Origin of the sequence: Aeromonas sp. QDB62 (assembly GCF_027705695.1) — a bacterium.
Lineage (GTDB): Bacteria > Pseudomonadota > Gammaproteobacteria > Enterobacterales > Aeromonadaceae > Aeromonas > Aeromonas allosaccharophila.
The window spans coordinates 14,789-27,894 of record NZ_JAPDCD010000050.1 but is presented as its reverse complement, the minus strand read 5'-3'; the positions used below and the strand labels follow the sequence as shown (position 1 = coordinate 27,894).

Sequence of the window (13,106 nt, the reverse complement as noted above, 5' to 3'; positions counted from 1 at the left end):
CACGGCATCCGCCATGCCAGTCAGTTTCAGGTGTCTCAAGCGGGTCAGCGTTTGTTGGGTCATGGGACGTATCCTCTCTAGTGGAAGCTCTGGGGGCCGCGGATGTTCTCGTGCTCTTGCGGCAGTTCTGGATAACTGAGCGGACTTGCGGGCAGTTGGTCGCGGCCACTGGTCAGCACCGGCTTGAGCAGCTTGAGCCGCACCAGTCCTTCCCGGTTGGCCAGCTGGCAACAGGCTTCGACTCGTGATGGCGGATACTCCCGGCTAAGACTCAGCAGTCCCAGGCAGAGTCGGTATGCCTGCTCGGCATGGGCTTTCTCTGCCAGCCGTTCGCTAACCCAGCACAAGGTGCCCGGTCCGATGTCGGCAGCCCACTGCTTAAGACGCCCTGGCGTCCAGCGTTGCTGCTTGCTGTGACGTTCCGGCATGTGCTCAGGGAGTGTGCTCATTCCCGGGATGGTTTTACGCGGATGGCTCGCGACCAGCTGTTGCTGGTGATAAACCTGAAGCAGGGTATCGCCCGCATGGAGCTCCAGTTGCTGACCCACATACTGGTGCGGCACCGAGTAATGGTGCTGCTCATAGCTGACGTGATAGTCGATGTTGACCTTGACCGTTTTGATGGCGACATAGCGATAGGGATGCACCGGTAGTGACCCCAGTGCCGGGCGGTCCAACTGCTCAAACGCCTCGCGTCGGTTACCGGGCAGTTGCTTGAACGGGCGCTCGTTGAGCTCATTTAACAAAGCCCGGATGCACTGGTTGAGCTCGGCAAGCGAGAAGAAGGTCTGATGGCGTAGACGGGCCAGGATCCAGCGCTCGACGATCTGCACACCCACCTCGGCCTTGGCTTTGTCCTTGGGCTTGTAAGGACGAGCTGGCATCACCGCCACCTGATAATGCTCGGCCAACTGCTGGTAGCTGGGGTTGAGCTCGGGATCGTATCGGCAAGCCTTGCTGACACCGCTCTTGAGGTTGTCGGGGATCAGTAGTGCCGGTGTACCACCGAAAAACTCAAAGGCACGGACATGGCTTTGCAGCCAGTCCGGCAGTGACTGGGACCAGGTGGCCTCGGCAAAGGTGTAGTTGGACGCACCGAGCACGGCGACAAAGATCTGGGCCTGACGGACCTCACCCGTAGTCGGCGAGACGATGGGCACCGTGGGCCCGCAGTAGTCGATAAAGAGCTTTTCCCCCGCCTTATGGATCTGGCGCATGGAGCGCTTTTGCAACTGACACCAGGACTTGTAACGGTCACAGAACTGGGAGTAGCTGTAACAGCTATTGGGATAGCGCTGGGTGTACTCCTCCCAGAGCAGCTGTTTGGAGACCCCCTTGCGCTTGAGCTCCTGATGGACAGAGGGCCAATCCGGTACAACATGGCGGGCCGAGATGGTGGTATCGGCCTGCGGATAGAACAGGGCCGCCAGTTGGCCATCATCAAGCTCGATAGGTAAAGGCCAGGTCAGGCCGAGCGTCTGGGCACTTTTGAGGAGTTTCTGGATGGAGCCAACGCTGACCTTGGTGCAGCAACTTATCTGGCGAACAGAGAGGTCAGCTTCCAGCCGCAGTCGCAGCACTTCACGAATTTTACGCATTGCAATCCTCTTGGCAGACATAGGCTCTTCCCTGGCAAAAGGGAGAGCGTATCAAAGGTTGTTAAATCAATGCGTTAAGGATGATTCTGGTGAATGTGAACAGTGATTCCGGGATGTTGAACACTGTTTCCGGAAAGGAGGTGCAAAGTGTTCAGGTTGAACCGGAATGAGCGTTCACGTTGGTCCGGAAATGGTGTTCACGTTGAACCAGAATCGGTGTTCATGATCGGCCGGAATATGCAGGCCACGCAGCTCAGGGCGAAACAACCGCTCACAGCTGGCGTAGAAGTTGTTTACATCAACGAGCGCTATAGCCATCACGCTGCCTCAGATTGCCAATCACATGGGTGACCACTCCGAACAACTCCAGGGAGACGCTCATACAAGGGTCGATAGGCGCGAACGCCGGATTGGCTGGCAACAGCCGCAACCTCGGCTTGAGCTGCAAGGTCTTTACCGTGAAGCCGCCATCGAGTAGTGCAATCACCACATCACCATTGCGCGGGGTGAGGCTCTTATCGACCACCAGCAAGTCACCGGGAAAGATGCCGACCCCGGTCATGCTCTCCCCCTCGGCACGCAGATAGAAGGTTGCTGCAGGGTGGGCCACGCAGTGGGTGTTGAGGTCCAACTTCCCTTCCAGATAGTCGCTGGCTGGGCTGGGAAAGCCGCAAGAGGCGCGGTGCAAGAACAGCGGGATGGTCACCTCGGCGGGTGATAGGTCTGGGGTTAACAGCTTCATGGTAAAACGCCTGTATTTATACACAGTCATTATAGCGCACCACCTTTGAACCAGCGCAAGCCCCACATGACAGTGATGGCGTACCATGGTGTCAACAAATAACAAAGAGGTCAGTATGAGTCACAGTCTGTGTGCCCTACCGAAAGAGCAGCAAGAACGGGTCGAGGTCGAGAAGGCCGCCGCATACGCGGTATGGAAGGAGCGCAACGGTCACTTGGCCAGCGCAGAAAGCGAAGCGAACCAACATCAAGGTGAACTGGGTCGCTACTTCCTTGAAAAGGTCGCCTACTTCAAGTCGCGCTGACCCTATCAACACGTTCATCGGTGGCTATGCAGGTCACTAGCAACAAACCGCATTCCAAACAACTTAACGAGGTACGTATTGTGACGGCATTGGTAGTCAACTTGGTAGAGACCTACTCCAGCCGAGGTGCTTACAAGGGCGCCATTAGCGCTTGGCGGGTTTCAAGTGATATGGCCAACAAAATCTCCACCGTCATTGGGGTTTACAAGTCTCAAGTCGTGGTTGTCATCGAAGGCTGCCAGCTGAAACTCTCGACACCTGATGCCAATGAACTACACGATGACGGGTGTGATGGTCGTTACTTCGTGGTCGGTGGAGACGTTTACGAAGACACCAAAGCTTGGCTAAAGCCGCATCCGTGGTTATTCAAGTCACTGGCCAGCGTACAAGGCCCACGCTACCTGAGCCTCGAAGAGGCCAACCAGATACCTTCAGGCAGCGTCATACTGAAGTAAGCCATATCTACACATCTTGATAGATAAGGTGAGGGAGGCTCGCGCCTCCCCCACTCAACACCACACCTCACACAAGCTCTCTGCCTGCGCCAGAACCAGCTGAGCAGCCTCTTCCTGCTGGTCTGGCGGGTACTTGTACTTGCGCAGGATGCGCTTGACCATCAGCCGCAGTTTGGCGCGCACGCTTTCGCGGCTGCTCCAATCCACGGTCACGCTACGGCGCAGGTTGGCTGTCAGCTCATGGGCTATCTTGGCCAGTATCTCGTCCCCCAGCTCACGCACCGACGCCTCGTTGTTGGCCAAGGCATCATAGAAGGCGAGCTCGTCATCGTTAAGGCCCAAGGCCTGCCCCCGCTTGCTTACGGCGGCAAACTTCTTGGCCATGTCGATCAGCTCCTCGATCACCTGTGCGGTTTCGATGGAGCGGTTCTGATAGCGTGCGATCACCTTGGTCAGCATCTCCGAGAACTTCTTCTCCTGGGAGAGGTTGGTCGCGAACTTCGACTTGATCTCCCCCTCCAGCAGTCGCTCCAGCAACTCCACCGCAAGATTGCGCTCCGGCAGGTTGCGCACCTCGGCCAGAAACTCATCATCGAGCAGGCCGATATTGGGCTTGTCGAGCCCCACCGCTTCAAACACATCGACCACATCGCCCGATACCACCGCATTGCCGATGATCTGGCGAATGGCCAAGTCGCGCTCTTCGTCGGTTTTCTTCTTTTGGGAGATCGCCTTCTTGGTCAACAACACTTTGACCGCCTGCAAGAAGGCCACTTCTTCCCGCACTGCCTTGGCCTCGTCAAGGGTGCAGCAGAGCGTGAACGCCTTGCTCATCGCCAGCGCGTTGTCGGCAAAGCGCTTCTTGCCATCCTCAAGGCCAAGAATAAAGTTGGCGGCCCCGGCGAGCAACTTGTGGCCACCGGTGAGGTAGTCGCTGTAATCAAAGCCATGCAGCAGGGCGCGCAGGATATCGAGTTTCTCCTCCAACACCGCGTAGGCCTCATGGGCATCGACGGTCGGCTTGCCCCGTCCTTTGCTGGCGGTGTACTCCTTGATGGCGCTCTTGAGCTCGTTGGCGATCCCGATGTAATCGACCACCAGCCCGCCTTGCTTGTCCTTGAACACCCGGTTCACCCGTGCAATCGCCTGCATCAGGTTGTGGCCCTTCATCGGCTTGTCCACATAGAGGGTATGCACGCAGGGCGCATCGAAGCCGGTCAGCCACATATCACGCACGATGACCAGCTTGAGCGGGTCACTCGGGTCTTTGAAGCGCTTCTCCAGCCGTTTCTTCACTTGGGTGGCATGGATGTGGGGCCGCAGCAATGCCTTGTCAGAAGCGCTACCGGTCATCACGATCTTGATGGCCCCCTTGTCGGGGTCCGGGTCATGCCAGTCGGGGCGCAGGGCCACGATGGCATCATACAAGTGCACGCAAATCTCGCGGCTCATGGCGACCACCATGGCCTTGCCATGCTGCGCCTGATTGCGCTCTTCGAAGTGGGCCACCAGATCGGCGGCAACCCGCTCAATTCTTGGCTTGCTGCCAACCACCTTCTCCAAGGCTGCCCACCGTGACTTAAGCTTGGCCTGCTCGCTCTCTTCCTCATCCTCGGCCAACTCATCCACTTCGTCGTCGATGTGGGGAAGCTCTTCGTTATTAAGTGACAACTTGGCCAAGCGTGACTCGTAGTAGATGGCAACCGTGGCACCATCGTCCTTGGCCTGCTGCATGTCGTAGACGTGGATGTAGTCGCCAAAGACGGCGCGAGTGTCGCGGTCTTCCGCTGATACGGGCGTACCGGTAAAGGCCACGAACGTCGCGTTGGGCAGCGCGTCGCGCAAGTGCTGTGCATACCCGACCTGATAGCGCGCAGCCCCTTCTGCAACCTTGCCTGGCGCTTTGAGCGAGGCGCTGAAACCGTACTGGGTTCGATGTGCTTCATCCGCGATGACCACGATGTTGGCGCGGTCGCTGAGCACAGGGAACGTGTCCTCATCCTCGCCGGGCATGAACTTCTGGATGGTCGTGAACACGATGCCACCAGAGGGTCTGTTGCCAAGCTTGTCACGCAGGTCACCTCGCGTACTCACTTGCACCGGCTGCTCGCGCAGCAGATCTTGCGAGAGTGAGAAGACCCCGAAGAGCTGGCCATCAAGGTCATTGCGGTCAGTGATGACGACGATGGTCGGGTTCTCCATCGCGGCGTCTCGCATCACTCGCGCCGCAAAGCAGGTCATGGTGATGCTCTTGCCACTACCCTGGGTATGCCACACCACCCCGCCCTTGTGGCTGCCGTCTGGACGCGATGCGAGCACCACCTGCTCGATGGCCGCCCTGACCGCATGGAACTGATGGTAACCGGCGATCTTCTTGACCAACCGGCCGTCGTCTTCAAACAGCACGAAGAAGCGCAGGTAATCGAGCAACATGGCCGGGGACAGAATGCCGCGCACCATGGTCTCCAGCTCGCCAAACTCACCGTAGGGGTCGAGGTTGACCCCATCCACAGTGCGCCACTGCATAAAGCGTTCGGCATCCGCAGACAGCGATCCCATCCGCGCCTCGCTACCATCGGAGGCAATCATGATCTCGTTGTACTGAAACAGGTCGGGGATCTGCTCCTTGTAGGTCTGCAACTGATCAAATGCCTTCCAGATGTCGGCATTCACATCGGCTGGGTTCTTGAGCTCCAGCACCACCAGCGGCAGCCCGTTGATGAAGAGGATGATGTCGGGGCGGCGGGTGTGTTTGGGCCCCTTGATAGAGAACTGGTTGATGGCGAGCCACTCGTTGGCGGTGGGCTGCTCGAAGTCAACGAGGCGGACAAAGTCCCCCACCGTTTCGCCATCCCGCTGGTACTGGACTGGCACTCCATTCACCAGCAAGCGGTGAAATGCCCGGTTGGCCGACAGCAGCGCCGGGGTATCGAGGTTGACCACTTGGGTCAGCGCATCTTCACGCGCCACCAGCGGCACGGAGGGGTTGAGCCGGGCAATCGCCTCCCGCAAGCGCTCGCGCAGCAGCACTTGCTGGAACTGCTCACGCCACGGGTTATCAGAATCGGGGGCGACATCGTAGCCACACACCACCCGATAGCCCACCTCGGCCAGCCACCCCAGCACCTCTTGTTCCAACTGATCTTCGGTCATGCACCATCACTCATCAACAGGGAGAAACGCCCGTCAGGCGGGCTCGGTGGGCCTCAGTGGCAAGCGCAGTTCGCACGCAGAATCCGCCCCCGGCTGGCAAGGCAATATCAGCCGGTGGGACGAACTGGCAGCCAAGTCAAACGGCAAGACCCACAACGTCAGTCGGGCATCATAACAAAAAGGTTCGAGTGGAACTTTGAGCTGGCTCCATGATGGATAAATCAATACCAGATGACCATCATCTTGCTCGGTCAGGTACTTGTGGCCATAAGCGAACAGCTGGTATAGGTCACCCTGGCTGATGCCGTACTTGCCGTCACGGTCGCTGCTATCGAGCCGCTTCCACTTCACATCCATCACCCAACGCTTGTTGCCGTGCTGCAACAAGAGGTCCGGCTGTAACCGGAACATCTGCTTGCCTTGCTGGGTGCAAAGGTACTGACTGGCCACCTGGGCCTTGAGGTTGGCATCGGGCAACAGCTGTTCACGCAGGCACGACTCTACATAGCGCTCGAACAGCTTCTCCATGGGGAACAGCAGGCTGATGCCGCGCCACTCACCATTCAGGGCACTCGGCATGGCACGATAGAGGATGAGCTCACACCACGGCCGAACACCTTGATAGTGAGCCATCAAGCGGTCATGTCGCCACAGTCTGAAGTCCCCTTCTACATCGCGGCTGGCAGGCACATCCACCAGCAAGTGGCGCAGCTCCTGTGCCAACCGCCAATTGTCCGGGTGCTGAGTCGCATTGGCGACGGTCTCCAGCGCCCGCTTGAGCAGCCGGTTCTCGGCCCGGTCGGGCAAGAAGAGGTCGTAACGTAACGCAAAGTGGTGGCCCCGGCCCGGTGGCTGGCGCATCTGCCGGGCGACATCCAGCTGACCACGCAAGAACGGCTCGGTCGCCTCAAGGCGCTGATAGTCACTGCGCACGCCGCGTTTGACCAGTTGATCGAGCTCGGCCAGAAAGCGCGCGATAACCCACTCGTTAAGCGGCATATCAAAGCGTTCCAGCGACGCCTCCGCCGTTTCACGGGGGGGCAGATCCAGGGCTCGTTCCAGCATCCGGCGGATCAACTCACGACCATCCTCGAGTGGGTCATCCTCATTGGCGGTCTTGGGCAGGATCTCGATCACCTGCCCGGTGGGGGTCTCTATCACCCCCACGTAGTTGTCCAGTTGCAAGGTCCGGCTATCTTCCACCTGCGCAAGAGCGGGTGCATGGCTTACCTTGTAGCGCTGGCTCAACTGACATAGCCAATCGAAATCAACCGGGTCTATATGGGCAAGCGTCAGCGTATCAACAGCGTTATCTCTAACGGTTAGCCGACCATACTCACGAACCGTGATGGGAGCCTTCACTGCGCCCCCTTGTCACCCTCGATGGTCAAGGCATAGGCCTCAATACGCGTAAACGCCTTCTCATTGATGCACCAACGTTGGCGCTGCCCCCCAACCGCTATATCACCAAGCAGGGTCTTGATATCGAGTTTGGGAGGCGTGAGGAACATCGCCTCAGCGCGGCTCTTGCGATGATCATTGAGCACCCAGGCGATACGCTGCCAGTCCTCAAAGAAGTACTCCTGCAATAGCGGCAGGATCTGATGCTGGAAGATGTATCCCAACTGCGCCAAGGTTGGCTTGGCAGCCGCTTTGAGCGGCATAAAGTAGGCATGGCCAAGGCAATGGTCGCGGTCCAGCAGCACCTCGATGCGCTGATTCAGCGTATGCAGCAAGCGACCTACGTCTACCTTGTGCCCCTCATCCTCGATGACCACGCCGTCAAGTAAATCGGCCCTGGGCGGCATCTCTTCAAACACAAAGCGGCGACGCAGCGCGATATCGAGTCCAGCCAAGGATCGGTCGGCGGTGTTCATGGTGCCGATAAGGTAGAGGTTGTCCGGTACGCTAAAGGGGCGCTTGGAGTAAGGCAGAGTAGTGGTCAGCGCCTCGCTTGCCCCAGCTCGCTTGCTTGGCTCTATCAGGGTGATCAACTCACCGAAGATGCGCGAAACGTTGCCCCGGTTGATCTCGTCTATGATCAGTACACGTTTGTTTGATGGTGTCGCGCCCGCTTCACTCTGCGACCCAGCTTGTGATGCAGTGGCATTGACCAGAGCAAGCAGCTTCTCCGGGATCAAGGTCGGTGCCTTCAATTCATAGAGCGTCATCTGGCTAAAGCGGCCGTTGATCAGCTCACCGCATGGGAGCGAGGGGCTAAACTGGCATAGCCACTTGACCGGCCTGACCTGCGCGTAGCTATCATCCCGCTCGTAATGCTCTTCACAGCGATAATCACCGGTAATCTCGCCGATAGCACGGAACTTGAAGTTGCCGTCGGTGACCACCACGAGGTCGCCAATCTTCATCCGGTTCACCAGCGTCATCACGCTGGTCACTGTGTAGTCATAGGCGTTGTCTATCTTGCCCACCGACCGCTCCAACACGCGCTGAACGTCGCTGCGGGTCCGACACTCGCTATAGTCGTGAGAGCTGCCATAGCCCAACCGGATAAGACCCTGCTCAATGCAGTCGTCAAAGATATGGGCATCATCGCCCTGAGTATTGCCAAGCGACATCTTCCAGACCCGGCGCCCCTCCAGCGTCATCGCCTCATGGCTGTCGCTGCGCGTGACTTTGGCGGCCACCGCGTCACACATGCGCTTGAAGACGCCATCAACCACGTCATAGGTCAGTTGACCACTGTCTCCGTCACTCTCGGCACGGATCCCCTCCACAAAGTCTTCATAACTGAAGCTCTGGTGGAAGGTCACAAAGTCGATACGTCCCTCCTTGACCAGCTCGTCAAAGCGCGTTTTAAGCACCTTGCGGGCCTCTGGGCTCTCATCATCGCCGTGTTGCGCCAGACAGTCGGGGTCGAGAATGGCCAGCGCCTTGTTGATGGTGTGATAGGTTTTGCCGGTACCGGGCGGGCCGAAGAGGATCTGGTTCAACGGCGCGTTGGCCTTGGGTATCACCGGGTTGTCGTTTGCTTCGCTCATGGTGTCATCCTCATCATCACTCCCGCTATCATCCTTGTCTGCCTTTGGCGGTGCCAGTCCCAACGACTCGTCATACAGGCCCAACATAAAGCCATATGGGGTCAATTCAGGTAACGACTCGCGGGCCAGGTCGTAATAACGCATCAGGCGCTGCATACGCCCAATGGATTGGTTTTCAGGAGGAATATCGTCTGACGGCCACCCCAACACGTTAAGAAAGTGACCAAGATGGCCAGGGGAAGATATTGGCAACATACGCGATGGCTGATAGCAGGTGACCAACCTCAATTTTCGGCCATTACTCATGGTCACTCGTGCATCAACCCCGGCTCGCCGATAGATCTCTTGGTCATCATCTATCCAGCTCAGGTCACCATCAGGGTCGGCTGCCGCCACGCAGTGTTGCACCTTGAGCGTATAGCGCAACGCCTCTTCATCACTCAAGTCCGCTAACCGTTTGTTCTTGTAGACAGACCCATTCCCCAAAAAGTAGATAAGGTGCCCCTTGGAGGTACCGGGCATATAGCGGGCCAGCACGGGCTGTAGACCACGCTCGATCCACCAGCAGAACGAGTTGCCATCCCCCTTGCCCACGCAGTACTGCTCAAGGGTCAGGTTAGGCAACGAGTCGAGCGGGAACTGCTCGATAAACTGGAGATAGAGTTCGCTCTGTTCGCTATCGAAGTGGGCTCTGTCGCCCATCGACTTGAGCTGAGCCAACAGGCGCGGGAAGTGTTCATTGGTAAAGGCAGTGGCGTTTACAACAGCGGCCGTCATACAGCGAGGTCCTTGAGTTGTTGTTCGGCATCCGGCAAGCGCAGTTGGCCGGAGATCAGACGGGGTAGCAGGGTATCGCGCAAGTTGGCGAGGGTTTGTGCTTGTTCTGCGTTGTTGATCCATTGGTCCAAAAGTGGCCCGAAAATCTTGTCAGCCTCAGCCAAAACTTGGGATGAAGGGACAACAACCATGGCCTCTGTGAGGTGTTTGCGTTGAATGTGCCCCATCGTGGTGGCTTTACTGGCGGCAATATGTTTGAAGTTAGTTAGATGAGTCTTTGTCCAACGAAGGTAAAACCACTTCTGAAAACGCTGCGATGTAACCTTGAACAGATGTTGATTCAACGCGCCTTCTCCACCACACCAAACCTCAACCTCAAGACTTCCCGACCATGAGAAGAGCACATCACCATTCTGAATGATGTATTCAGGCTTAATATTGCGGCTGGCGCGGTCAGCGCCCACCGTATCACCCTTGCGGAGCTGCGCAATCTTTATGACCGGAAGCGTCTCGTCACCTTCAGGTGGGTATTTTTGCAATGCCAGCCCATTGAGAAAATCGGCGATTTCATCAAGTGGTTCAGCCTGCCACCCCTTCGGCACCATGCCAAGGGCTGACTCTTCGAAGCTGTCGGGGAACAGGGCTGCGAGCTCGGGGGCCAGACCTGCCGGTTGCTCGCCACGAGCACGGGCATGGACCGGGTCGAAGTCAACAAACCACGACTTGAACAGCGCCTGCGCGATGGCCTCCAGCGTGGCGTTGGTCTCGCGCAGTAGGGCGATGCGGTCGTCAATGCAAGATAAAAACGTACCAATCTCTTGTTGCTCTGGCGGCTCGGGAATATAGACATCAATAGAGTTCAAGATCGACTGGTTGAGCAACGGCTGTCCAGAGCCACTACGCCAATTGTTCAGATTGAGATGTTTGAGCAAATAGAACAAAAAAACGGCAGAATTGTTCCCCTTCGGATTGCCACGAATAGCGTTATCTGTTACCCAGCATTGAGTTGCCGAGAGATATACTGAACCGCAATATGAGCCAACTCGACCGATCACAATCGTATCCGCTATAGAATTGGTTGCGTCGGCAGTGCCAATTATCCCATTGGATCCGTAAACCGGCCATCGGCCATTATTCGACCGCTCAGGGCTGGTTTTTCCATTTGCAAAGTCGAGCACCTCCCCTAGTTTTGTTGGTAAAAACTCAGAACTCATACCCTAACCCTCCCAGCTTTTGGCGGATCAGCTGATCCAGCTCGGTCCCCTTGGTCATCTGGTCACCAAGTTGTTTGGTTAGGCGAACCATCTTGTCGGCAAAGGCTTCATCGTTCTCCTTCACCTCTTCGGCCCCTACATAGCGGCCAGGAGTCAACACATGGCCGTGTTCGGCGATCTCAGCCAGGGTTACGCTGCGGCAGAAGCCCGCTACATCCTCGTAAGACTGCTCGCACTCCCCGTCCCCTTTCCAAGCGTGGAAGGTATCGGCGATACGGGCAATCGCGCTCTCATCGAGTTCACACTGCACCCGGCTAACCATGGTGCCCAGCTTGCGGGCATCGATAAACAGCACCTCACCCTGACGGCGGGTCTTGTTCTTGGCGAGGAACCAGAGGCAGGCCGGGATCTGGGTGTTGAAGAAAAGCTGGCCCGGCAGGGCCACCATACACTCCACCACGTCCGCCTCCACCATCGCACGGCGAATGTCGCCTTCGCTGTTCTGGCTCGAGCTCATCGAGCCGTTGGCCAGCACGATACCGGCACGGCCATTGGGCTTGAGGTGGTAGAGCATATGCTGCAGCCACGCATAGTTGGCGTTGCCCACAGGCGGCGTACCGTAGACCCAGCGCGGATCCCCCTCGAGGCTACCATGCCACCAGTCGCTGATATTGAACGGCGGGTTGGCCAGCACAAAGTCGGCGCGCAAGTCCGGGTGCTGGTTGCGGGTGAAGGTATCACCGTTTTCGCGCCCGAGGTTGTAGTCCATCCCCTGGATGGCGAGGTTCATGGCCGCCAGCCGCCAAGTGGTCGGATTCGACTCCTGACCGTAGATAGAGACGTCACCCAACTTACCGCCATGGGCTTCGATAAACCTCTCCGACTGCACGAACATGCCGCCTGAACCGCAGCAGGGGTCGTAGACCTGACCATGATGGGGAGCAAGTACCGCCACCAGTGTCTTGACGATGCTGGCAGGCGTGTAGAACTGGCCCCCCTTCTTGCCCTCGGCACTGGCAAACTCGCCAAGGAAGTACTCGTAGACCTGCCCCAGGATGTCGCGGGCTTCACTGACATCACTGCCAAAACCAATCTTGGAAACCAGATCCACCAGCTCGCCGAGCTTGCCATCGGGCAACTGGGCACGGGCGTAGCGCTTGTCGAGGATGCCCTTGAGCCGTGGGTTCTCCTGCTCGATCAGGGTCAGCGCATCGTCAATGCGCTTGCCGATATCGGCCTGCTTGGCATGGGCGCGCAGCCCCTCCCAACGGGCCCCTTCCGGTACCCAGAAGGCGTTCACCTCACGGTAGTAGTCGCGATCTTCCAGCTCCTCGGCCAGCAGCTCATCGTCACAGTCGTAGAGGAAGTACTCGTCGCTCTCATCGGCAAAGCGGCGGGTCAGTTCGCTTCGACGGGCAGCGAAGGAGTCGGAGATGTACTTGAGGAAGATAAGGCCCAGCACGATGTGCTTGTACTCGGCGGCGTCCATGTCGGCACGCAGCTTGTCTGCGGCAGCCCATAGGGTCTTCTTCAGCCCCTCGATACCGGTAACTTGCGGCTCATCCTTGGCCTGCTTGCCCTTTCCACTGGCTTTCGCTTTGCGTGGTGCTGCAGCGGCTGCTTCGCCATCCAACACCCGGAGCACAGCACCGCCCCGACCGCGCCCCTTGCGCAGTACGCCCTGTTCCAGCAGGGTCTCGCGTGCGGCGGTAAATACCTCATCGGTCAGGTCGCTGAATTGGGTTTTCAAGGTTTCCATCAAGGCTTGGTTACCAATGCTGCTGCCATCTTCAGGAACGGCGGCCAGCAGCGCCTGGCTGAGCTCGTTGGGGTCGGTCATGGGGTTCTCCGGTTATGCATG

The 13,106-nt window shown here is 57.9% G+C and carries 9 protein-coding genes; 2 read left to right on the top strand and 7 right to left on the bottom strand.

The features are described from left to right. Positions 1–77 precede the first annotated feature (77 nt). Positions 78–1,619, bottom strand: a complete 1,542-nt coding sequence (gene istA / locus OKC27_RS19770; RefSeq protein WP_201976375.1) for an IS21-like element ISAs29 family transposase — start codon at positions 1,617–1,619, stop codon at positions 78–80. Between the two features lie 277 nt (positions 1,620–1,896). After that, complete coding sequence (locus tag OKC27_RS19765) at positions 1,897–2,340, bottom strand: LexA family protein (RefSeq protein ID WP_270806638.1); 444 nt, start codon at positions 2,338–2,340, stop codon at positions 1,897–1,899. Positions 2,341–2,455: 115 nt separating this feature from the next. Between OKC27_RS19765 and OKC27_RS19760 the strand changes: the two genes are divergently transcribed. Both OKC27_RS19760 and OKC27_RS19755 read left to right on the top strand, forming a co-directional pair. Beyond that, positions 2,456–2,644 carry a DUF3283 family protein gene (locus OKC27_RS19760; RefSeq protein ID WP_101618200.1) on the top strand — a complete coding sequence of 63 codons (189 nt, stop codon included), beginning with the start codon at positions 2,456–2,458 and terminating at the stop codon, positions 2,642–2,644. A gap of 20 nt (positions 2,645–2,664) precedes the next feature. Continuing rightward, positions 2,665–3,099, top strand: a complete 435-nt coding sequence (locus OKC27_RS19755; protein ID WP_155270316.1) for a hypothetical protein — start codon at positions 2,665–2,667, stop codon at positions 3,097–3,099. 54 nt (positions 3,100–3,153) lie between these two features. On the opposite strand, the gene OKC27_RS19750 is transcribed toward OKC27_RS19755, so the two are convergent. The 5 genes from OKC27_RS19750 to OKC27_RS19730 all read right to left on the bottom strand — a co-directional run bounded on the left by OKC27_RS19750 (position 3,154) and on the right by OKC27_RS19730 (position 13,085). After that, a complete protein-coding gene (locus OKC27_RS19750; protein ID WP_270806637.1) occupies positions 3,154–6,252 on the bottom strand; it encodes a type I restriction endonuclease subunit R in 3,099 nt (1,032 codons plus the stop codon). A gap of 33 nt (positions 6,253–6,285) precedes the next feature. After that, a complete protein-coding gene (locus OKC27_RS19745) occupies positions 6,286–7,500 on the bottom strand; it encodes an McrC family protein (RefSeq protein ID WP_270806636.1) in 1,215 nt (404 codons plus the stop codon). Between the two features lie 110 nt (positions 7,501–7,610). After that, on the bottom strand, positions 7,611–10,031 hold the full coding sequence (locus OKC27_RS19740) for an AAA family ATPase (protein WP_270806635.1): 2,421 nt from the start codon (positions 10,029–10,031) through the stop codon (positions 7,611–7,613). Then, a complete protein-coding gene (locus tag OKC27_RS19735) occupies positions 10,028–11,245 on the bottom strand; it encodes a restriction endonuclease subunit S (RefSeq protein ID WP_270806634.1) in 1,218 nt (405 codons plus the stop codon). The genes OKC27_RS19740 and OKC27_RS19735 overlap by 4 nt, the downstream gene beginning before the upstream one ends. Next, complete coding sequence (locus OKC27_RS19730) at positions 11,235–13,085, bottom strand: class I SAM-dependent DNA methyltransferase (RefSeq protein WP_270806633.1); 1,851 nt, start codon at positions 13,083–13,085, stop codon at positions 11,235–11,237. Before OKC27_RS19730 ends, OKC27_RS19735 begins: the two co-directional genes overlap by 11 nt. Positions 13,086–13,106: the final 21 nt, after the last annotated feature.